Annotated in this window: 17 protein-coding genes and 1 pseudogene; 7 read left to right on the top strand and 11 right to left on the bottom strand. The window is 46.1% G+C overall.

The genetic code is table 11. The features are described from left to right. The first annotated feature begins 41 nt into the window (after positions 1-41). From QMA04_RS10240 to QMA04_RS10220, 5 genes are all read left to right on the top strand, one after another. Positions 42-1,223: a galactokinase gene (locus QMA04_RS10240; protein WP_290185790.1), complete on the top strand. Its 1,182-nt coding sequence runs from the start codon at positions 42-44 to the stop codon at positions 1,221-1,223. 2 nt (positions 1,224-1,225) lie between these two features. Then, the gene (gene galE / locus QMA04_RS10235) at positions 1,226-2,227 is read left to right on the top strand and encodes a UDP-glucose 4-epimerase GalE (RefSeq protein ID WP_290185579.1); all 1,002 of its coding nucleotides are present in this window, start codon (positions 1,226-1,228) and stop codon (positions 2,225-2,227) included. Further along, positions 2,224-3,702, top strand: a complete 1,479-nt coding sequence (locus tag QMA04_RS10230; RefSeq protein WP_290185577.1) for a UDP-glucose--hexose-1-phosphate uridylyltransferase — start codon at positions 2,224-2,226, stop codon at positions 3,700-3,702. Before galE ends, QMA04_RS10230 begins: the two co-directional genes overlap by 4 nt. A 147-nt stretch (positions 3,703-3,849) precedes the next feature. Then, on the top strand, positions 3,850-4,947 hold the full coding sequence (locus tag QMA04_RS10225; protein ID WP_191716244.1) for an ABC transporter ATP-binding protein: 1,098 nt from the start codon (positions 3,850-3,852) through the stop codon (positions 4,945-4,947). A 244-nt stretch (positions 4,948-5,191) separates the two neighbouring features. After that, positions 5,192-5,755: a DUF4256 domain-containing protein gene (locus QMA04_RS10220; RefSeq protein ID WP_290185574.1), complete on the top strand. Its 564-nt coding sequence runs from the start codon at positions 5,192-5,194 to the stop codon at positions 5,753-5,755. Between the two features lie 64 nt (positions 5,756-5,819). On the opposite strand, the gene QMA04_RS10215 is transcribed toward QMA04_RS10220, so the two are convergent. From QMA04_RS10215 to QMA04_RS10190, 6 genes and pseudogenes are all read right to left on the bottom strand, one after another. Beyond that, positions 5,820-6,626, bottom strand: a complete 807-nt coding sequence (locus QMA04_RS10215) for an alpha/beta hydrolase (protein ID WP_290185573.1) — start codon at positions 6,624-6,626, stop codon at positions 5,820-5,822. A gap of 153 nt (positions 6,627-6,779) precedes the next feature. Continuing rightward, positions 6,780-8,732, bottom strand: a complete 1,953-nt coding sequence (gene ltaS / locus QMA04_RS10210; RefSeq protein ID WP_290185571.1) for a lipoteichoic acid synthase — start codon at positions 8,730-8,732, stop codon at positions 6,780-6,782. A 320-nt stretch (positions 8,733-9,052) separates the two neighbouring features. Further along, positions 9,053-9,415: pseudogene (locus QMA04_RS10205) on the bottom strand (hypothetical protein). Between the two features lie 299 nt (positions 9,416-9,714). Beyond that, positions 9,715-10,230 (bottom strand): hypothetical protein, encoded by a 516-nt coding sequence (locus QMA04_RS10200; RefSeq protein ID WP_191716249.1) that lies wholly within the window; start codon positions 10,228-10,230, stop codon positions 9,715-9,717. 174 nt (positions 10,231-10,404) lie between these two features. After that, positions 10,405-11,175: a hypothetical protein gene (locus QMA04_RS10195; RefSeq protein WP_290185569.1), complete on the bottom strand. Its 771-nt coding sequence runs from the start codon at positions 11,173-11,175 to the stop codon at positions 10,405-10,407. 4 nt (positions 11,176-11,179) lie between these two features. Then, positions 11,180-14,953 carry an AAA domain-containing protein gene (locus tag QMA04_RS10190; RefSeq protein ID WP_290185567.1) on the bottom strand — a complete coding sequence of 1,258 codons (3,774 nt, stop codon included), beginning with the start codon at positions 14,951-14,953 and terminating at the stop codon, positions 11,180-11,182. A gap of 304 nt (positions 14,954-15,257) precedes the next feature. Here QMA04_RS10190 and QMA04_RS10185 point away from each other — a divergent pair, with 304 nt between their 5' ends. Together QMA04_RS10185 and QMA04_RS10180 are read left to right on the top strand one after the other, a co-directional pair. Further along, positions 15,258-15,842, top strand: coding sequence for a helix-turn-helix domain-containing protein (locus tag QMA04_RS10185; RefSeq protein WP_191716254.1), 585 nt, complete (start codon positions 15,258-15,260; stop codon positions 15,840-15,842). Positions 15,843-15,990: 148 nt separating this feature from the next. Further along, positions 15,991-16,476 carry an SRPBCC domain-containing protein gene (locus QMA04_RS10180; RefSeq protein WP_290185565.1) on the top strand — a complete coding sequence of 162 codons (486 nt, stop codon included), beginning with the start codon at positions 15,991-15,993 and terminating at the stop codon, positions 16,474-16,476. 96 nt (positions 16,477-16,572) lie between these two features. On the opposite strand, the gene QMA04_RS10175 is transcribed toward QMA04_RS10180, so the two are convergent. From QMA04_RS10175 to QMA04_RS10155, 5 genes are all read right to left on the bottom strand, one after another. Next, on the bottom strand, positions 16,573-16,806 hold the full coding sequence (locus QMA04_RS10175; protein ID WP_191716258.1) for a hypothetical protein: 234 nt from the start codon (positions 16,804-16,806) through the stop codon (positions 16,573-16,575). Positions 16,807-17,097: 291 nt separating this feature from the next. After that, positions 17,098-18,543 carry a M28 family metallopeptidase gene (locus tag QMA04_RS10170; protein WP_290185563.1) on the bottom strand — a complete coding sequence of 482 codons (1,446 nt, stop codon included), beginning with the start codon at positions 18,541-18,543 and terminating at the stop codon, positions 17,098-17,100. A gap of 24 nt (positions 18,544-18,567) precedes the next feature. Beyond that, on the bottom strand, positions 18,568-19,905 hold the full coding sequence (locus tag QMA04_RS10165) for a M28 family peptidase (protein ID WP_290185789.1): 1,338 nt from the start codon (positions 19,903-19,905) through the stop codon (positions 18,568-18,570). A 354-nt stretch (positions 19,906-20,259) separates the two neighbouring features. Further along, positions 20,260-21,762 (bottom strand): phytoene desaturase family protein, encoded by a 1,503-nt coding sequence (locus QMA04_RS10160; RefSeq protein ID WP_290185562.1) that lies wholly within the window; start codon positions 21,760-21,762, stop codon positions 20,260-20,262. Positions 21,763-22,078: 316 nt separating this feature from the next. Next, on the bottom strand, positions 22,079-23,275 hold the full coding sequence (locus tag QMA04_RS10155; RefSeq protein ID WP_290185560.1) for a M14 family zinc carboxypeptidase: 1,197 nt from the start codon (positions 23,273-23,275) through the stop codon (positions 22,079-22,081). Positions 23,276-23,338 lie beyond the last annotated feature (63 nt).

The raw sequence follows: 23,338 nt of genomic DNA, 5'->3' as shown, positions 1-23,338 counted from the left end.
CGTGTTAATTAAATTAATTTATAAAGTATTGGAGGAATATGATGAATCAGCATGACTTGTCTCGGACGTTCCACGAAATCTTCGGAACAGCTCCTACTAAACCGCGTTTCTTTTTTGCACCTGGCCGCATCAATTTGATCGGGGAACATACCGATTACAATGGCGGCCACGTATTTCCCGCCGCCATTTCTTTTGGCACTTATGCCGTCGCCCGACAACGTGCGGACCAAAAACTGCATTTTTACTCGATGAATTTCCCGGAACGCGGAAAAATTGAGTGCAATCTGGCTGACTTATCCTATAATCCGGATCATGACTGGGCAAACTTTCCAAAAGGCATGATCTATTATTTTATTAAAAACGGTTATTCAATTTCTCATGGAATGGATATTCTGTTTTACGGAGATATTCCGAACGGTGCCGGCCTCTCCTCCTCCGCTTCAATAGAAATGGCGACAGGCGTGGTACTTGAGGGGTTATTCGATTTGGAGATCGATCGCTTGCATATGATTCAAATGGGGCAACATGTTGAAAATCAGTATATCGGCGTAAACAGCGGCATCATGGATCAGTTTGCGATCGGCAAAGGAAAAAAAGACTGTGCGATTTTATTGGATTGCCAAACGCTTGAGTTTCACTATGCTCCAGTCGAATTAAAAGATCATGAAATTGTCATCATCAACTCCAATAAACAACGGACATTGGCTGCTTCAAAATACAACGAGCGCCGCGCTGAATGTGAAGAAGCACTGGCTGACTTGCGTACCGAATTGCCAATCGGCAGTTTAGGCGAGTTGACATCCGAAAAGTTTGAGCAGTACAAACACTTGATCACCAACGACATCCATCGCAAACGGGCCAAGCACGCCGTCTATGAAAATGAACGGACCTTGCTTGCGCTTCAAGAACTTGAAAAAGGCCATCTTGAAGCGTTTGGGCAATTGATGAATGCGTCCCATGTGTCTCTTCGTGACGATTACGAAGTCACTGGCGCGGAGCTCGATCAGATTGCAGAAACAGCATGGAACCACCCTGGAGTTATTGGAGCACGAATGACGGGAGCTGGATTTGGCGGATGCGCCATTGCCATCGTTCATCAGACGCAAATTGAACATTTTAAGGAGAAGTTGTCGGAAACCTACAGCGAAGAATTCGGATACCCTCCTTCCTTTTACGAAGCAAAAATTTCGGACGGTGCCAAAGAACTTGCAGAGGAGTTTTGAACATGAGCGTCTTAGTATTAGGCGGAGCCGGATATATCGGTTCCCACGCAGTCCATCAATTGATTGATCGAGGGGCAAATGTCATTGTGGTTGATAATCTAGAAACCGGGCACCGCCAAGCCGTTCACCCCGAAGCTGTTTTTTACGAAGGCGATATTCGGAATGCCGAATTTCTGGACAGCGTCTTTAAAAAAGAAAAGATTGACGAAGTCCTTCATTTCGCGGCCAACTCTTTGGTCGGCGAATCGATGGAAAACCCTCTAAAGTATTTCGACAACAACGTTTATGGCACACAGGTTCTATTGAAAGCCATGGTCGATCATGATGTAAAGAAAATCGTCTTCTCTTCCACTGCTGCCACTTATGGCGAGCCGAAAGCTGTACCAATCACTGAAACGATGCCGACCAATCCGACCAGCACCTATGGCGAAACAAAGCTGACAATGGAAAAATTGATGAAATGGACGGAATTAGCCCATCGGTTGAAATTCGTTTCCTTGCGCTATTTTAATGTGGCGGGTGCACGCGAAACAGCTGAAATTGGAGAAGACCATCGCCCTGAATCCCACCTGGTTCCGCTCATCCTGCAGACAGCACTTGGGCAGCGAAAGGAAATTACGGTTTTCGGCGATGATTATGACACGCCGGACGGAACCTGCATCCGCGACTATGTCCATGTGGAAGACTTGATTTCTGCACACCTGTTGGCACTGGATTATTTAAGGAATGATGGCGGCAGTGATGTCTTTAATCTTGGCAGCAGCCAAGGATTTTCAGTGAATGAAATGATTGCGGCTGCCCGTTCTGTCACTGGAAAAGACATTCCTGTAAAAACAGGTCCACGCCGGGCAGGAGACCCCAGCATTTTGATTGCCGGTTCAGAGAAAGCCAGACAAATCTTGGGCTGGGATCCCCGCCATACATCAGTGGCTAAAATCATTGGCGATGCATGGAAATGGCATTCTGCACATCCGACAGGCTATGAAAAGGAAGTGGAACGATGATCCACCAAACTCTTGCAGGGCTTATCCAAAAAGCACTCGACACCCATTTGATAGAAGGAGCAGATACCGATTACGTCCGCAACCAAGTGATGAGTCTGCTTGGTCTGGCCTCTTTTCCTGAAGAGGAAATCAAACCGGCAGATGACACCATTCCAAACCTGCTGGAAAATATGGTTGCGTATGCTGTGGAACAAGGCATTATCGAGGATATTTTTGATGACAAGGAAATGCTGTCCGCAACTATCATGAATTGTTTTGTCGCCAGGCCTTCTGTCATCAATGCTGTCTTTAATGAGAAATACGCTGAATCGCCGGTAGCCGCTACTGACTACTTTTACGAATTAAGCAAAAACAGCAATTACATCCAGATGAACCGTATCCAGAAAAACATTTCTTATAAAACCGATACGCCATACGGACAGATGGACATTACGATCAATCTGTCAAAACCTGAAAAAGATCCGGAACAAATCAAAAGAGAACGCGAGATGAAGCAAACGCTCAGCTACCCTAAATGTCTGTTATGTAAGGAAAATGAAGGCTATGCAGGACGTGTCGGCTATCCGGCGCGGGCAAACCACCGCGTCATCAACGTCCCACTTACCGGAGAAAACTGGTACCTGCAATATTCACCTTATGTCTACTATAACGAGCACAGCATCCTGCTCTCCGAAGAACACCGGGACATGAAAATTGACCGCAATGGATTTGAGCGGCTGCTGACGTTTACGGCACTTTTCCCTCATTATTTTGTCGGTTCAAATGCCGACTTGCCGATTGTCGGCGGATCCATTTTGAGCCATGACCATTACCAGGCCGGCCGCTATGAATTCGCCATGACCAAAGCGGAGGATCTGTTTTCATTCCGTTTGAGTGCCTACCCTGACATTGTGGCATCTGTCGTAAAATGGCCGCTGTCGGTTATCCGTTTGAAAGGAAAGGAAATCGTCGCCTTGGTCGATGCGGCTGATGACATTTTGCAGACTTGGCGAAATTATTCCGATCCTTCCGTGGACGTTCTCGCTTTTACCGGTGAGACGCCCCACAACACCATCACCCCGATCGCGAGAAACCGCAATGGGCTGTTCGAAATCGATTTGGTGCTGCGGAACAACCGGACAACCGCGGAATATCCGTCGGGAATCTTTCATCCGCATGAAGATGTCCATCACATTAAGAAAGAAAACATCGGTTTAATTGAAGTGATGGGGCTTGCCGTTTTGCCGCCACGCTTAAAAGAGGAACTGGCTGAAATCCAAGAGTTTTTGCTGGGCAATGCTCATGATGTCGCCTCCTCCCACCTCGTATGGGCCGAACAATTAAAAGCTCAGTATGGTCCAGTTTCACGACGGGAAGAAGCGGAAGTTCTCCTGCGTAAAGAAGTGGGGAAAAAATTCGTCCGAGTCCTAGAAGATGCAGGCGTCTTGAAAGACGGCGAAGCATTCAAGCGCTTTATCAATACGCTGAATAAATGAACGGAAATACTGAGCTTTGATGTTGATTGGCAAATATGCACGAAGAGTGTTCCTAATTTTGTGCATACTTGCCATTCATAAAATTCTGACTACAAGGTATGCTTTTACTAATCAATGAAAGCACTTACACAAATTGGAGGGAATCAAATGGCAGGCTTGAACTTAGTGAATATCAGAAAAGAATATGAAAAAGGTGTGGTATCCGTACAGGATTTCAACCTTGAAATACGCGACAAAGAGTTCCTCGTACTTGTTGGCCCTTCAGGATGCGGGAAATCTACGACGCTTCGCATGATCGCAGGTCTGGAAGACATCACAGAAGGCGACTTGTTTATCGGTGACAGAAGAGTCAACGATGTATCGCCGAAAGACCGCGACATCGCAATGGTATTCCAAAACTACGCACTTTATCCGCACATGAGTGTCTATGACAACATGGCGTTCAGTTTGAAATTGCGCAAGATGAAAAAAGACGACATCAAAGCACGTGTCGCAAATGCTTCTAAAATCCTTGGTTTGGATGAATATTTGAACCGTAAACCGAAAGCGCTATCAGGCGGTCAGCGCCAGCGTGTTGCTCTAGGACGTGCGATTGTCCGCGATGCTGAAGTATTTTTGATGGATGAGCCGTTATCCAACTTGGATGCTAAATTGCGTGTACAGATGCGTACGGAAATCCAGAAACTTCACCGCCGCCTGCAGACGACTACGGTTTATGTAACGCATGACCAAACCGAAGCGATGACAATGGCTACTCGCCTTGTTGTTATGAAAGATGGCTTTATCCAACAAGTCGGTTCACCAAAAGAAGTATATGACCAACCGGATAATATGTTTGTCGGCGGCTTTATCGGCTCTCCTTCCATGAACTTTCTGCGCGGACAAATCGTTGACGATTCATTTGTGATGGAAGGCATTAAAGTCCGTGTTCCAGAGGGCAAACTCTCTATGCTGCGTGACCAAGGATATACAGGCAAGGAAATCGCATTGGGAATTCGCCCGGAAGATATTCACGATGAACCGTTATTCCTTGAGCATTCACCTCATACGAAGATCAGAGCATTTGTGGAAGTCGCTGAATTGATGGGATCGGAAATCGTTCTTTATTCAAAAGTGAACGAACAGGATTTCGTCGCCCGTGTGGATTCCCGCTTCAACGTAGAAGCTGGCCAAACCATCGACATGGCATTCGACATGAACAAAGCTCATTTCTTCGACCTTGAATCAGAGTTGCGCATCAAATAAGATGTCTGCTTCTCAAATCAATAAAAAAATCCAGACGAGCCTTCGTCTGGATTTTTTTTGTTTACTGGGTGTTTTCGGTAATCTGTTGTGCTTATTTGCCGCTGATTTTATAGAAGTTCATTGAGCAGCATTCGATTGGATCAATTAGAGCCCGTTAAACCGTAAAGAGGTCGTATTCCTCCCGATTTTTTACTATACTTAAGCCATGACGAGTAGCATTTATTACAAAGAGGAGGAAAACACCATGACCCCGAAACATGAATTAACCGCCGAACAACGTGAAGAATTGCTTATTGCATTGAAAGAACGCTTTGAAAAGGCGATCGAACGCCACGAATGGATGCAATGGGATAAGATTCAAGAACGGCTGGAAGCCAATCCCGAAAAGCTGTGGTCGCTCCATGAAATGGAACGGACTGGTGGAGAGCCGGATGTCCTGGAGTTTGATGAAGCCAACAATGAATACGTCTTTTACGACTGTTCACCCGAAAGCCCAAGCGGCCGACGAAGTGTTTGCTTCGATCAAAAAGCGCTTGATTCCCGGAAGAAAAACAAACCCGAGAACAGTGCCATGGCGATGGCCGAGGAAATGGGCATCGAATTGCTGTCGGAAGAACAATACCGCCTCATGCAGCAGCACGGCACATTCGATGTCAAAACATCCAGCTGGGTGCAGACGCCTCCCGACATCCGGGATAAGGGCGGCGCCCTGTTCTGTGATTCCCGTTATGGCCATGTCTTTCTTTACCATAACGGAGCCGACTCGTATTACGCAGCCAGAGGATTCCGCGGATTGGTAAGAGTGTAAAACTTTCCAATTAAAAAGGCATTGCCGAAACCTATTCTGGTTTCGGCAATGCCTTTTCTCCTCTCTAGAGGCGCTCTTCCATCCACGCAATCATCTCTTCATAGATTTTGTCCTTGGATGGTTCATTGAAAATTTCGTGCATCAGGGAAGCATAAATTTTCAAGGTTTTATCTTTCGAACCGATTTCCCCATAAAAATCCCTTGAGTCTTTTTCAGCCACCAACCCATCTTCATTGCCATGCAGCACCAGTACAGGGTCAGTAAAGTTTGCTGCTTTTTCTTTCAACCAGGCAATGCCTGGAGCAAACTCATTGATAAGCCCCACCGATATTTTCTTTTCCACCAACGGATCTGCTTCGTAAGCTTTGACTACTTCCGTATCACTGCACACGCCTTCCCCCAATTCATTATCCAAATAAGTATCTGCCGGCAAATCCAGCGGCAGTGGACCGAAAAGTTCATTGTTGTAACGAGTCAACGCACCGGATAAAATGACACCGCCCGTTTTTCCCGGATATTTTGTGGCGTAGGCAGCTGCAGTAAATCCCCCCATGCTGTGGCCGATCAAAAAGACCGGCTGCTCCGGATTTTCTTCCTTTGCCCAATCCATAATGGTTTTCAAATCGTCGGGCATTTCATTAAAATCATTGAAGAACGTTCGCTTCCCTTCTGAACGTGCATGACCTCGTTGTTCGTAGCGATAAACGGTAAAGCCATGGTCCACTAAAGTTTTGGCCAACACATCGTATCTTTCCAAATGCTCAGCCAACCCATGGGCGATCACTATTGCTGCTTTTTGCTTTTCTGCCTGATCTCTGCGGGTAAATAATTGCGTTCCATCAAACGATGGCATCATTTTGTCTTCGCTCATCCAACATCCTCCATTCGCTTTATGCTTTATCCTACTGGTAGTATTCTCCATCAAATGAAAACCACCTTCTTATTGGAATAGAGAAATAAATAGAAAAGAACTATCCTATAAGACGGAAAATCCGCTTTTTAGGATAGCTCTTACATTTGTCTTTTATTCTACTGCTCCAGCTGGATTTGCCTGGTAATTGTAATCTGCTGGATCGACTGCCGTAAAGCCGTTCGGTGTATAGAATCTCAGTAAATCTCCATTGACTACCTGATCCGACAAATACAATTCGTAATTGCCATGCTCTTGCAGTACTTTCGCTTGTTCCAACTGGTCTTCTTCCAGCGGCAAACCGCTTTCCGGATCATAGAAGACATCGCCGATCGAATAGATTTCAGGGCTTGCGAAATCGCCGTTTCTGAACGTTACAAGTTCTTCATGCTCTTCAGACAACAGGTCCGTTCCCAGTTGGATATAGTTTTGGGTTTCAACGCCCAACAAATGCATCACAGTCGGCAACAAGTCAATCTGGCCGCCATACGTATGATTTATATCGCCTTCAACACCTGGTACATGGATGAACAACGGCACACGCTGAAGCTTGGCATTTTCCACCGGTGTGATTTCTTTTGAAAGCACCTGCTCCATCGCCTGGTTATGGTTATCGGAAATCCCGTAATGGTCGCCATACATCACAACCATCGTATTGTCAGCCAAGCCGGATTCCTCCAGCTGCGTGAAGAACTGCTCAATCGCTTCATCCGCATAACGGGCCGTTTGGAAGTAATCATCAACACTTGAATCGCCGGTTGTGCCTTTTCCAATCGTAGTCAAGTTCTGGTCCATTTTATAAGGGAAATGGTGGGCAACGGTGATGAACTTCGTGTAGAACGGCTCAGGCAATGATTCCAAAAGAGGTGCCGATTGCTCAAAGAATGGCTTGTCCATAACGCCGTACTCCGCCATATCGCCTTCTTCAAGGTTCGTATAGGATTCAATATCAAAGAAATGGTCATAGCCGAAAGATTTATAGATTTCTGAACGGTTCCAGAACGTTCCATTATTGCCATGGAACACGGCCGAAGTATAGCCTTTATCTTTCAACATAGCAGGCGCAGCCTGATAAGTGTTCTGGCCTTTGGTAATGAATGCAGAACCTTTCGGAAGTCCGAATAAGGAGTTCTCCAACATAAACTCGGCATCCGACGTTTTACCTTGTGCCGTTTGATGGAAGAAATTATCGAAATACAGTGTTTCCTCGTCATCAATCATGGAATTCAGGAACGGCGTCACTTCTTCCCCATTCAATTTATAATCCATCAAAAATGTCTGGAACGATTCCAAATGCAGGTAAACGACATTCATGCCTTCTGCTGCTCCGAAATAAGCTTCATTCGGATTGGCATAATTGGATTTGGTGTAGTTCAGTACTTCCGTGCCGTCATCGCTGTCAGCAAGCACTCGCTGTGAAGAAGATTTCAAAGTCTCAACAGAGTCATAAAGCGCGTAATTGTACATGCCTAAATATTTGACGATGTAATTGCGGTCGAAACCGCGTGTCAATAATTCCGGGCGATCCGCTTCGGCCAATGCCAAGTTGAAGAACGAAATGGCGAGCGCAATGGTGATGACGGGAAGAACTGCTTTGGTTTTGAAACTTCCACGGTCTTTTTTAATTCGTTTGGAGAAAATCAAAGCAGCCAGCACCAACACATCCACAAAGAAAAGGAAGTCGGTCGGCTGGATCAGACTTGCGACACTGCCTCCCAAATCACCGAAGTTCTGAGTCTGGAACAAAGTCGGCAAGGTGATGAAATCACTGAAAAACCGGTAATACACGACATTCGCATACAACATGACAGACATTCCGACATAAATGAACAAAAGTGTTATGTATTTCCGGAATCCTTTAAAGAACAGCGACAAGCTCAACAGCAGCAAAGCGGAACCAAGCGGATTGAGGAACAGCAGGAACTCCTGAAGCGCTCCATCGACATCTAATTTAAATTGTGTATTTTGGGAAACATAGGTTTTCATCCATAGCATGAAAACGGCCAGGAGGAAAATTGGAACAAATTTATTTATCTTTTCATTATTCGTCAGTTTACTTTTTTTCATATTGCACCTTCTCATATTGGGTATTCACGAGGATTTAAAGGACATAAAGTTTCAAGGACTCGGCGTGTTAAGCTCAAGTAAATTTCATGTAAAAAGAATCACAATCTCTATTATACGCTAATACCCTAGAAAATTACAGTTTAAGTTCTTTTCAGATAATTTAAGGAGCGTTTAACCAACGAAGGCCAGCTATTAAAATTTGTAAAGAAAATCAAGCCTTTATTCATATCCGCAAATTTCTGAAGGTTTAACAGAAGAAAACAATAGAAGATACCGCCGCCAGCAAAGAATCTTTGCCGGTGGCGGTATTTATTTTTGATTCAGTTGGAAAGATCATCAATTGCCATGATAGCCAACTCCAGTGATTGAATCCGCCTCTCCAACAGCGTCCGTTGGGAGCTGCCTGCCTTCGACTTGTTATACTAATTTTCTATAGATGGCAATAAACCAGCGAGCACAGCGCGGGCTTGCACCAGTTCTTCCCTGCTAAAAGAATTCGGTTTTCCATTCCAAACCGTTTCCAGTACAGCAAGTCCGATGTGAAGTGCGTGGAGCCGCTTTTCCACCAAACCTGTCTGTGCGCCTTTTACTTTCATTTGATCAACAGCCTTTTCAGTTTTGCGGATGGTTGATTGGAAGGATTTGATCGATTCCAAGCGGATGTCAGCAGATACCTTGTCCAAAGCCGATCCCCCCTTTCTGGTCTTATATGTGAATGCCCGTTTTTATGCTATCAGCCGTTTTCTTCTATAATAACCAAATAAAAATCCTCCTGCACAAAAGCAGGAGGATTCATGGAAGGAACGTGAAAACAGGACTGTGGTCATCGACCGTCGTTTGCTCTTGGTTGGTTATCGGTAACAGGTGAAATCGTAATGGGGCATGGGTCATTGGTTTGCCAGTAGCCATTAGAGTTAATTGCACCGAAGTACAAAAGAGGTTTCCTTCCATGCCTTGGAGTGGAGTCTCACCACCCCAAGGATCAGAAATACTTGTCGCTGTCGAAATCCAACACGATGGAATAGTTTTTGGTGTTGACCGCATTGGACAGCCGATTGGCGAGCCGCTCCAGTTCAACCGCTTTTACGCGGTATTCTTCCGGATCGAACATCGCCCGTCTGACGATTGGCGTGCCTTCTCCATATCCGTATTGGATTTCTTCTTTTGCCGCAGCACCAAACTCCTTGAACTTCCGTGCTTTGGCGCGGAGTTGTGTGGCCAGTTCGATTGCCTCGACAATCGCCAGTTCTTCTCCATTAAAGCTCACTTCGTTTTCGAAGTTGGCACGGTACATCAGTTTATCCAAAAGCCGAAAATCTTTTCGGATGTCATCGATTTCTTCTTCGACCTGTGACAACGAACGGGCTTGTTTCGGTTTCTTGCTGCCTTTTTCCATTTCCACAAATGCCACACGGTCCATCTCTTCTTCCAATTCATGAATGCGTTTTGCCAAAACAGACTTCAATTTCACAGCTTCTGCCAATGATAAATTCGACATGATCCGGTCTCCTCTAATTCGTAATCGTTCTTCTAATGAACAGCGTAGCAGACCACCTATTTTTTTACAATATGCTTTTGCTCGAAATTTTCCGATCATTCATTTCAACTTACAAAGGAGCAGACAGACCTTAAATAGTCTGCCTGCTCCTTTGAAAACTACTTATTTATTCATCTAAACACCGATTTCCAAAGCCGCTTCCCGCTCTTCCATCGCCTTGCGCCATTTCACCAGTTCCCGCGCTTCAATATGCTTTTCCAGCGTTTCGTCCCAGCTCGAGGTCCAGGTATTCCAGATGCGGGCATAAAAAAGATCCTGCTTTTGGTCGTATAATTGAAACTCGATGCATGGCATAGGGATCGTGTCGTTTTCGATGCAGGCAGTGATCCCGGTGATGACCGTTTGAAAGCTTTCTTCCCCAAGATCAGCCCCTTCCTTCAACAAGAGCTGATACATGCGGTCCTTGTTCAAACTGCCTTTGACGGGATAGCGATACAACGGCATTGTATCTCCTGCTTCCGGATGCGCTTCACTTGCTGCCAAGCGATAATCGTCGTGAACCGCACTGTAGGCAATGACCGTCTTGCTGCCTTCCATTTCTTCTTCAAAAATCCCTTTGCCCAGATAGTCATGTCCTTTGGGCGTCAGTTTATACCCTGACTTTTCCAATCCAATCAAGCCCGTACGCTGCATCTTGTCGATCAAGTCGCTGATGAACAGCTCCTCGACAAACAACATATCGGATAAGGTGGCGGCCCGGCGGATATCGGCTTCCTGAAAAGTCAGCAGCAGCATCTTCATCAAGATGTCCATCTTCAGCCGCTTGACCCGGTCAAAGCTGACATCGTACAAGACGACGGGGAGCTTCCACACCGCTTCATTAATAATCGTTCGATTCGGATCTTCCGCTACACTTGCCCGCAACTCTTCAATCAGCTTGTCCACTTCCTCACCCCCTGCTCTTCTCTAACACTTTCAAGCCATTTTTCTGTTTGACGACTTCCAATACATGCCGGTACATTTTCCTGGTGTCCGGCTGTTTGGCGCGTTCGGTGAACATTTTGGAACTGCCGACCAATACCAGCAACTCCTTGGCACGTGACAGCGCCACGTTCAAGCGCCGGTAATCTTTCGCAAAGCCAATGTCGCCATGCTTGTTCTGGTTATTGCGCACCATGCTCAAGACGATGATGTCCCGTTCGCTTCCCTGGAAACGGTCAACCGTTCCGGTACGCACTGTCAGATGCGGCAGGCGCAGTTCCTGGTCGATCATCCGCTGAAGCCGTTTGACCTGTTCGCCGTAAAAGCTGATGACGCCGATGCTCTTCTGCTGCTCCGGATGAATTCTTCCCGCACGTTTCGCTTCACCGGCCGCTTCATTCAAATCAACCAATAACGTTCGGATTTCCTGCAGTTCCGAAGCATTGTACAGGCTCTTGCCACCGTTCATCCGTTCTTCAAAATAAGCCGATTCGTTCGGCAGGTCCAGCCACATGAGGTGATTGCTGCGGGTCACTGCTGTTGATTCGAGCAGATGATCGCGCTCCCGGTCCGAATCTCTGATGCCGCATTGCAGCTGGTCTTTTTCCATTCTATAGAACGGCGCAATGGTTTCCATGATGTCTTCGTGCATGCGGTACTGAATCGCCAGCATCGTCTTGTTGGCAGCCGGCAGGTTTTTGTAAAGCCGCTCAAATAACGACTCTTCCAAAAGTTTTTCCAGCTCTTTCTTTTCTTCAAAGCCATTGTCTTCCTCGATCATTTCCTGCAGCGTTTCTTCCAATGTATCGTTGCCAAGAAGCGGCGGCAATTGATGATGGTCGCCGACTAAAATGATTTTCTTGCCTTTCAGCATCGGCAATAACAATTCCGGCGGCGTGGCTTTTGATACTTCATCAATGATGACCACATCAAATTCCGGATAGTTGTCGATAAAATCCTTGCGCGCCGAAGCGACGCACGTCGTTCCGATGACATTGGCGTGCTTGATATACAGTTTTCGGATCTCGTCCAAATCGTGCTCGTTCGCCCCTGCCAATAAATCCAGCCATTTTTTCTGTACCGACTGCAATAAAGGAAGGTTCTTCATTTCCTGCTTGAGCGATTCCTTGGTAAACGACAGGCTGGCAAGTTCTCTCGCCGCCTGTTCAAGCTGCCCTTCCGGATCTGCTGACAGGATTTCATTTAACGCGAGCAGCTCTTGTCCGTAACCGGCTATCGTCTGTTCAACTTGTGTAATTTTATTACTCAACCCAATGATTTTGGCATCACTGGTTTCCAGTTCTGCTGTTTTGACGGCCTGTTCAGTTTGATGTTCGTTGATGCGTTTTTGCATCTCTTCATAGAAAGCTTTTTCTGTTTCCAGTCTTGCGAGTTCTGCTTTTTGCTCACGGATCGCGCTTTCGATGTCGTCCGGCAAACTAGCTGGATCCGGCATTTCCCGGTAGCGCTGTTCAAGCGGCGCAATCTCTTCCTGCTGTTTCTCCAGTTTATCGAACCATTTTTCGTCCCAAACGCGGTATTGGTTCTGTTGCTTGACGAGCTGCTCGCACAACACACGCTTCAAGTCCTGGAAGGCCCGCTTCGACTCTGCGGCATAGACATCGAAAGACTTGAGTTTGGCGCCTCTGCTCCACAGGTTATTTTGACGCCTGTACAATCCGGCAAGTGCTTTTTTCAGCACAGCTGCATCGGTACGCTGAGAACTTTTCAACAGTGTCCGCAGCTTCTCCAAATACTCATCGATTTCTGCAGACGTGTAGGCTCCCACCTGCACCAATGCTTGCTGTTTAAAATCGGCAAACGACAAGCCAGTCGGTGTCAATAATTTTTCCAGATACGAAATCGCAGCGCTGACAAGCTCGTTGTATTCATTGAGTTTGCCCCATTCCGCCATGTTTTCACGGTTTGCTTCCAAACGGTTGATCAAATAAGTCAAAGAAGGGGTTTCTTCAACACGCTGATCTTTGATCACTTGAAGCAAGCCGTCAATTTTCTTGACGCTGTCCATGTTTTGGATAAGGGCTTCTTTCTGTTCGATGATCGCGGCCATTTGATCGCGCCGTTCTACAGTGGCAGCGATTTCCTGTCTTTTTTCCGCCAGGTCCTGTTCAAGACGCGGAAGGCCGAGTGCCCGCTCGAGTAATCTGAGCTGACTTCTTATGGGCTGTTGCTGTTCCTGAAACCATGCGCTGTCTTGTTTGCCGGCAATAACAATGGAAGCCTCATCGATCAGATCCTCGAGTTCATGCAGCCGGTAAGCCAGTTCACGGCTTACATTTACCGCTTTGCCTTTCTCGAACTCAAATGCTGACAGTTTCACCTGCTCTTGTTCAAGCAGTTTTTGAATTGACTGATGTTTGCCTTGTGCTGCTTTCTTCTCTTCCACGGCCACTTTCAAACTCTCATAAACCGGCTGCAGGTTCAGCGCCGCCTGCTCATTGGCTGTCAGTTCCCGTTTTAGTTCCGGTTCCCGCTTCTCGCGCATTTCGTATTGATCGGTAATTTCTGCCAGTGTATGGTCTTTCCAATACTGCCCGACATTTTCTTCAATGAATTTCTTGCCTTCTTCTTCGATGCTTTCGGTCCGCCCGACGCGCAAAATGCGGATGTCCTTATTGGCAAGCAGGCGTCCGAGTGCATTATCGACTGCCAGATTGGATTGTGACGCAACCAGCGTCCGCAAACCTTTCCGGGCATTCTGCAGGCAAATTTCCGAGATGACCGTAGTTTTCCCGGTTCCCGGCGGCCCTTGGATGACGTACAGATCCTCTGCTGCCATCGCCCCCGATACCGCTTTTTGCTGAAATTCGTTCAGCCGGTTATGGAAAGTCAGTTTTCCTATAGTTTGGAGCGGCTTAACCGGCGGTTTTTCCTCGAACAGGATCCGGTCGAGATTCGGATTGACTGCAAGGCCTTTCTCCAAATTGGCAAAGCCCTGCCGCAGCCGTCTGATTTGGCTTAACGCTGCGAAATTGCTGAAAACAACTTCTTTTTTATCGAGTGCCAGCCCTTTTTCACGGAGTTGTTTGACGATGTAACTTTGAAGTTCCACTTCGACTATGCGGTTTGCCGCTTTGATGACTGTGCCGATGTCCCCCGAGATTCCCGTGAGCCGAACGGTCAAATTTTTCAGCGACTTCCATTCCGTGTCTTTCAATTGACACCCTTTCAGCGTGATGCGGCTGAAATCATGGCTGAACGACAAACTGGAGTATCCAGTCTTAATGTCCGGAATATCCATGCCGCGTTCCTGGATCTTCAAATAGCCTTCCCAGCTGCCGATTCGCTTTTTGACATAATCTGAACTGTCTTTGGCCGGCGTCATGCGGTTGACGAGATTGATCAACGATACCGGAGCCGGATCACGGGAGCGGTCGAACACCATGTATTCCTCGCGCTGCCAGTTGGTTCCGAGCGCCTGATAGGATTTTCGGAGAGTCAGGTTGGTAATCAGCAAATTGTGATTGGTAAAGACGCCGTGAAGGACGATCGATCCTTGCAGGTCTTTGCCGGCCAGCCGGACGTTCTCCGCGCTGTCCAAAATCAGTGCCACCGAAAGCTCACCTTCCGCATTGGATGGGTAACGTTCAATAAAGACTTTAAACGCTTTGTCCGCAACAAAAAACGAGCGTTCGCTGATGCCGAACCCTCCCATTTTTTCCATAGCCGTCTTGGTCAACCGTATTGACGTTCTGATTGTTGCTGTATGTGCTTTAACCATCTAATCACCTGTTCTTTTAAAGCTGAAGAAATTTCAAACCGGTTCTGTCCACCTGATCTGTTTTCATCTAATCATATCATCAATTGACGGATAAGAGCTTGAAAGTTGTAAATTTTATAGGAATATACGTTCGCTCTTATTTCTTGCAAGGCAAATACAGCCGCGTTTGACACATTCCGTAAATATGCTGTTTTTTTATATTATGATCTGACCCTATAAGCATTTCCTTAGAAACTCCACGAAGCGTTTGTTGCGATTGGCATTTCAATTTCATAAGATGAGAAGAGTGCAGGAGGGGAAAACAATGGATACTCGTAAAGTCGGAGAATTAATTTATCGTTTGCGAAAAGAAAAAGAACTCACACAAAAACAATTGGCGGATCAGCTGAATCTCTCGGACCGCACAATTTCAAAATGGGAGCGCGGACATGGCTGTCCGGACGTTTCTCTCCTTCCCCGCTTGTCTGCGGTGTTTGGGGTAAATATCGAAAATATTCTCGGGGGCGATTTGCCGTCGAATGAATTCATAGGAGGAAATATGAAAAAATCGAATTATTTTGTTTGTCCGTCATGTACCAACATCGTCCTTGCAACCGGCGATATTACCTTGTCGTGCTGCGGCAGAAAGTTAGAGCCTTTGGAGGCGAAAAAAGCAACAGAAGATGAAAAGCTGATTATGACTGAAAGCGATCAGGAATGGTTCATTTCGAGTAACCATCCGATGACAAAAGACCATTACATCTCGTTCCTCGCTTTTGCAACAGGCGACCAAGTCCAGCTGATCAAACAGTTTCCCGAATGGAGTATGCAATCCCGCATTCCGAAACGCAAACACGGGAAATTATTATGGTATGACACGCAGTTTGGATTGTACTATCAGCTTGTGTGAAAATCATTGATTAAGCAGAAATATTATGAATAAAGAATAACTCGTTAATATAAAATATTGCATTTGATCTATTTGCAGCGTGTAGACAGGTAGATTTTGATTCAAGGCGGGTATAGTATATCAACTATACTTCAGGAGGTTGTTGATCATGCCACATCCATCCAACAACAGAATCGATTCGGCTTCACGCGTGATCTTGGCATCGCCAAAAGCCATTTACCAGGCATTTCTGAATCCGGAAGCATTAAGTTCCTGGCTTCCGCCTAAAGGTATGTCGGCGCGTATCGATGTGTTCGAGCCTCGTCAAGGCGGCTCCTACAAGTTGACGCTAGTGTATGAAGCCGACCATTCGAACCTTGGAAAGACCTCGGACCATACCGACGTTTCCCAAGGAAGATTTCTGGAATTGGTGCCTGACACGAAAATCGTAATGGCCGGGAAGTTCGATTCTGAAGATCCGGCATTTGCCGGCGAAATGATTCAGACCTGGTATTTGGAAGCCGTTTTAGAAGGCACAAAAGTCACCATCGTTTGCGAAAATGTCCCTGAAGGAATACGGAAGGAAGATCATGACGAAGGACTCGGTTCCACACTTGAAAATCTTGCCCAGTTTATAGAAGTACAGACTGGGTGAGTTTTTTTTCTTGAATAAATTATTGTTTCTCAAACTCATTTATAAATTTTTAATGAGTATTTCATCAAACTAAATACGGAAAATACTATTTTTATCCTATTCTTCCATTTCGTAATTGATTTGATCCAAGGCAGCTCGTAACTCTTTTTCAATTTCTTCCTCACTGTATCCAGATAATTGGAGTTCCTCTACCATTTCGTCTGCATCAATGTATTTATCAACAAGCCTGTACTCTTCATTTGACAGTCCATGCATATTTGATGAACAACCTGCTAATACTGCACAGATACATAAACTAGCAATTAGAGTTGCCTTCAATGATTTATTCACTGTGATTTCCTCCTTTTGCCAAGACCGATAAGGCTATTATACCCATAACTTTAAGACTAGTATATAGACAATATAAGGTATATTTAATTATGGTAAATCAAGGGACTTAGTTCAAATTGATTTAACTAATTAATGTGATCCTATCATTAAGACAGATAAAAACCAGCCGCCTTCATCTGTCATTCCTTAGATGGAGGCGCCTGGTTTTTAGTTATTACCTGGAAAGATTGTTAGAGATGTTTAAAAAATATGCATTTTAAGAAGAATTGACTACCGCTGTAGTTGTCCTGATTAAGGTTTTGCAGCTGGCACATCTTTCCGCACAACATCAAATAGCCCCGAACCTATGATTTCCAAAGCCGATTGCATTCTTTCAGATGAGATGTTGTTTTCAATTGTATCTTCAGGTGTGTGGTAGACTTTCTCGATATGGTAAACGAGCGGATCCCAGCTATCGATGCCCATCCAGATGAATAACGCAGCAGGGATGCCGGCATTATGGAAAGGTACGTGGTCGCTGGATCCGAATTTACCTGGTAAAATATCTGAATTACCGAGACGTGCTCCTGCGGCAACGGTGGAATCTGTGATGATATTCGTGCTGCCATCCACAGTCATCGCATAGAGGTTTTCAGCTTTTTCATAGCTTGTTGCCACCATATCCGGATTGAATACGGCTTCGATGTTATCGCGTTCAGACTGAGACAATTGGTCCACGTAATAGCGTGATCCCAATAATCCCCTTTCCTCAGAACCGAATGCCACAAACTTCAAATCTTTATCGGTGTTGTAGCTTTTGAATACACGAGCCAACTCAAGCATTAATGCAACTCCGGAAGCATTATCACTTGCACCTGGCGCCCCCACAACACTGTCCATATGAAAAGTTAGAAGTACCTCTTTACTGGAAGCAGTCTTTGTTTTTGCTTTTTTCGTTCCGATGACATTGACTGATTGAAGATTTGAATAATGAGTTGCCGTCAGATTTAATGTGACCGGTCCTTCTGCAAGCTGCTCTTTCAGCCACTCCACTTGGATAAACGCTGCTCCGTATACAGGAACATCGTACTTCTTCGTGAGGCTCGGATTAAAGGTGGAGCCATAATTACCGCGGCTTCCCACAACACTCTGCAAGATGACACCTGCTGCACCTGCATTCACTGCATTGTCGACTTGTGTCCGATAAGCAGCAGTGGAGGCTTCACGCGTCAACGCAACAATTTTCCCCGCAGTATCTGCCGGGAAATCAGCAGGATTGAGTCCCCCTTCTACATAAATCACTTCCGCTTCTACGGCTTCATTGCTGACTTTTCCATTGCTGGAAGCTCCCATTTCCCAAAGCGTTCCATCAGCGAATTTCACAGCCGCGATATACTGATCCGCCACCGGGAAATACTGATACTCCACGCCAAAACCGAGGCCCTTCAATGTATTTGCAATATAGTCCGCCGCTTGTTTCTCAGCTTCCATTCCGCCTGGCCTTGAACCGATTTCTTCCGATAAATAGCGGATGTGGTCAATTGCCCGTTCCGCATCGATGCGGTTAACAATTTTCTGGTCCTGCGCCGCTCCGGAATTTCCGTTTGCCGCATAGGCAGTTGTAGCGGCACTGAAATCAGCAACCGGCGATGCGAACGGCGATAGGCTGAGCACCATAGCCCCTGCAAGTGTATAACTCAACAATGCCTTTTTCATTTTTTTCGGTTTAGCTTCTGCAGAACATGAAATTTTTTTCATCAATCATCGCTCCATTTCCTGGTTTTATTTTTTGATTAACTGGTAGACAGAAGCCCCCACCAAATCTCCTGCTTCTTTCAGCCGTTCTGCACTGACAAATTCAATCGTATCGAGCGGTGTATGATAATAAGGCTCTAAATTGGCGGTTCCAGGTTCCCGGCGAATAAAGTTTACAGCCGCGATGCCCGCTTCATAAAATGGAACATGATCTGATGCCCCTCGCTGATAAAGAATGAGTTCAGAAGGGGTACCGATTCGTTTACCAGTGGCCGCCGCTGTTTCTGAAACAATGTTCGGTTGGCCATCCAAAGTATTCATGTAGATAGCGGTTGCATTTTCCCACGAAGTTCCGACCATATCCATATTGAAATTCCCGATGCTTCTGGAAATTTCATCTTGGCTCAGCTGCGACACATAATAGCGTGAACCGACAAGCCCGATTTCTTCAGCCCCTACAAAAGCAAATCTGACTTCCTCATCAATCGGATAGCTTTTCAAGACCCGTGCAATTTCCAGGGCTGTGGATGTGCCAGAGGCATTGTCACTTGCTCCAGCCGCAAAAGGAACACTGTCATAATGTGCGGTCACATGGACAATCCCATCCCCTCCACCCTTCTTCGGAGTACGGGTCGCAATGATATTCTGGGACGTGGCATTTTCAATCGCCGAAACGGTCAGTGTCACATTGCCTCCAACAGCTTCAACATCGGCAAGCAATGCTTCTCCACTCGTTTTTGTAATGCCTCCAACAGGAATCTGCACAGCTGCAGAACCCAGTGATGGATTAATTGGCCCAGGCTGATCGATGTTATTGTAGATCAATACACCAACTGCTCCAGCTGCGTAAGCATTATTCACTTTTTCTGCAAATGGGATTCCGCCACGCGAAATGAGGGCAATTTTCCCAACAGCTTCTGTGCTGAAATCTTCCGGATACCCCAGGCCGCCATCATATAAAGAGGCAGTCAATCCGGTATCGGCTGTCGCTGCGGATCCAGCTGGAACATTCACAAGCACTTCATTTCCTGCATCAGTCTGTAAATGGCCAAGTACCGTGTCGCTGATGGCAAACTCCTGAATCTCGACGTCGTATCCGTAGGACAACAGACGCTCTTTAATAAAATCAGCTGTTTCTTTCTCTGCCGGCGTACCTGCCACACGCGGCCCTATCGTTTCTGTCAGATGATAGACATCTTCATACATCCGATCTGCACTGATTCGGTTAATGACTTTCTGATCAAACGCTGCCGCGCTTTGTCCGGGTGCTGCTACCGCTTTTGCCGGTTCGAAAACACCGGCAGGAGCCATGTAAAGGCTCGATGTAACAAGTAGAGCGGATAAAAACGTGGTTTTCAACTTCACATTTTTCAAATTCCCTTCCCCCTTTGTGATGGTCGGCTCTTATTAAGCCATAACAGTTATTCCTTTCCATCTTGGATAAATCCTTCCTTAAAAAACAAATAAGGAATAAAGTACCTGAATTTTCTGATAAACAAATCAAAAGAACTGTATCGAATCTTGTATTTTCAGTAATTTTCTTTTAAAACACCTACAAAAATACCATGGATTCCTGTCGGCCTTTCTTTGCATGAAGGCTTCATTAAAACAGAAAAAGACAAAAGCAGCGCTGTGGAATGATCTCCAAAGGGCTGCTTTTGCCTTTATTTTTTTCTTCGCAAATCAATGAGCATGTCAATTACGCGGCCATTGAAATCTTTACTTCTTCCCCAAATCCCGCTTCACAATCTTATCGCTTACTTGCTGGCCACTGAGTGTCACCATTGGCATGCCGCCTCCTGGGTTGACAGTGCCCCCGACAAAATACAGGTTGTCATAGAGTTCGCTTTGTTTTTTGTGCTTGAAGCCGCCGTTCTTGTTTTTATCGGAAACGGTTCCGTAGATGGCTCCGCGGTCCGAACCGTAAACGCGTTCAATGTCATGCGGTGTCCAGACATCGCGCGTGACAGTATTCTCCCTTAATCCTTCCAGTCCCATGCGTTCCAATTTATCGAGGACGCGTTCTTCAAACTGCCGGTACTGTTCCGGTGTAAAAGGCTTGTCCTGGATATACGGGATATGCGGCAAGATTTTGATGTTTTCATGCCCAGGCGGTGCCTGGGTTGGATCGGTCTTGTTGACGTTGACCAAGTAAATTGTCGGGTCGTCCGGAAGTTCGTGCTTCTCAAACACTTTGTCCATCTGTTCATGGAGGTTCTCCGAAAAGAAGAAATTGTGGTGATTCAAGAATGGATAGGTTTTCTTGACGCCGAGATGCAGGACAAGTCCTGAACTTGAAGGTTCATATTTTTTCACCAGTTTCGCAACAAACTTCTTGTCTGCATCCACCATCTTTTGATAGAACGGAATGACTTCCATGTTCGACACATAATAATCGGCAGTCTTAAATGAACCATCCGCCAATTCAACGCCTGCGATTTGTTTGTTTTGATTGGTATGGGCCCGGACCACGCCCACCCCTGTGTGAATTTGGACGCCTTCTTCTCTTGCCAAACGCTCAAGGCCTTCTGCCAGTTTATGCGTTCCGCCTTTGACGTACCAGCAGCCCTGTGCATGCTGCATGTAAATCATCATGTTAAGCACTGCCGGCGCACTGTACGGAGATGAACCGACGTATTTGACGTAGTAGGACAGCATGTCGCGCAGATGCGGATTGCTGATGCGTTTGGAAATGGCGCTGTACATGGTCGACGTCAAGTCGAATCCGGTCAAAGTTGCGAGGATTCCGTTTTGCGCAACTGCCTCTCGCGGCGACTCAAAGCCTTCCTTCAAATAGCTGTGTTCTGTCGTTTTATAGATGCGTTGCGCGTATTTCAACAACGCATAATACTCTTTCATATCCTTTTTGGAAAGGGCCGGATTCTCCTGTTCCATCAAGCGCAGGTCATGATACAAATCAAGCACCGTGCCATCTGGGAAGAAAGAACGCCATTCCCGTTCAAGGCGCTGGATCGGCACATAGTCCTCCATCCGCTTTCCGCTGCCTTGGAATAATTTATCAAAAATATGCGGCATGGTTAAAATCGACGGTCCTAAGTCAAAACCAAAGCCATCCTGCTCTAAGCGATTTACTTTTCCGCCGATGTGTTCATTCTTCTCATATAAAGAAACCGCGTACCCTTTTTGTGCCAGGGAAATCGCTGCGGACAAGCCGCCGAGGCCGCCGCCGATCACGATTACGGATTTACCAGGATTCATCATACATGTGCCGCCCTTCTGTTCTACTGTATTTTTTAACAGATCTGCATCACAGCAGATTCACTTACGCATACGAGCTTTTATGTTCCTCATGATGCCCTTAGATTAAAGTTCTTCAAAATATAGTCATAATCCTTCTAATTCCCTGACTTCATGCTTTAAAAACCTGTTTTGTATAGACTTTGTATAATAATTATACGCTACTTTCAAGATAGCATATCGGGTTATTTATTTCCTTTAATAGCCCATACAGAAAATCACCGCACACAAAAACCCACCTATTTTTCCAAAAAGGAAGAACAGGTGGGTGGCGCCAAGATTAAAATGCCGGCTGGTAAGCTGTCAGCGGAATGTCTTCGTACGCTTCCGGATCCAGTTGATCAACTGAGCCGTCTGCAACGCCTTCAATAATTCCGGATAAGCCGCGTTCAACCGATTTGACCAGTTGCCCTTTTTCCTTTTGCCCAAGGCTTTGCGTCTGTCCCCTAACTTCAAAGAGCACCGTTCCGCTGCCATTCAATGCATAGGTGCCAAGCGCGGTTCCTGGCAGATCCAAGCCTTGCGAATAAAGCGAGATGTTAGTGAATTTCGACTGGCCGTAAGACTGAAGTTCATTGTATGCCAGCAAGTTCAATTGTCTTGAGTAATCGTAATCGTAGCTATCCGCATACTCGGCATACTTCGCGCCTTTCGGAGTGGATGGATCCGGTACGAATTGAGCCGACAGGGAAAGCGTTACAGGATCAGCAGTGCCATCGACATAGTAAAGCCCTTGATGGTGCAAATCGACAAAGACATCTACGTTGCCGAATTCATCTTGGAGGGATTTATAGACGTCACGGGAAGTTTGCGCTTCGGGTGTGATGAACCAGCCGGGTTGGTTTGATGCTCCCGGAAAATCCTGTGCTTGCGGCACGTAATCAAGGTCCGGGTTGAAGTCACGGTTTACGTCAAACCCTGGATTCGCACCGTAATCATAACTTTGGCTGATGCCGCGGTCCAAATAATTCCATGAAGGCGATGCCCCTGCAAGCTGCGGGAAACTTTCAAGCGCTTCGTTCCACGTCAGGCTGTTGCGGCGTTTATCCGCTTCCGACGCATCGGGATTCATCATCGGCATGAAGACGATCGTCACTTCTTCGCGGATTGCCTTTGACTGTTTCGAGTTGTTGGACAAGGTTTTCAGCAAGTTAAGAATAGCGACCGTACCCGTTTTTTCGTTGCCGTGGATTTCACTTTGCACTAAAAGAACCTTGTCCCCGGTTCCAACGCGCGCGGTATAGATGTCCAGGCCTTCATGCGATTGTCCGGCTACGTTCACTAGGACGGTCCCTTTACTGTTGGATTCAATTTGCTTCAAGCTTTTTTGCAGCTCCTGATAGTCGATAAATCCAGAGATGCTGTTATCATGGTGATGCTGTGCAGGCTTCGCCTCATTTTCAACCGCATACACCGGCATCGCTAATGCCGTACATAACCCTAATACCCCAACCGTACTCGCCCATCTTCTCTTCAAAAACACCCACTCCTTCTTTTGTTTTACTTAACTGGAAAATAGCATAGCAATAAAAGAAAAAAT

This window comes from Planococcus sp. APC 3900 (assembly GCF_030407735.1).
Classification (GTDB): Bacteria; Bacillota; Bacilli; order Bacillales_A; family Planococcaceae; genus Planococcus; species Planococcus notacanthi.
The sequence above is the reverse complement of the archived record's forward strand: the minus strand, read 5'-3'. Positions and strand labels throughout refer to the sequence as shown.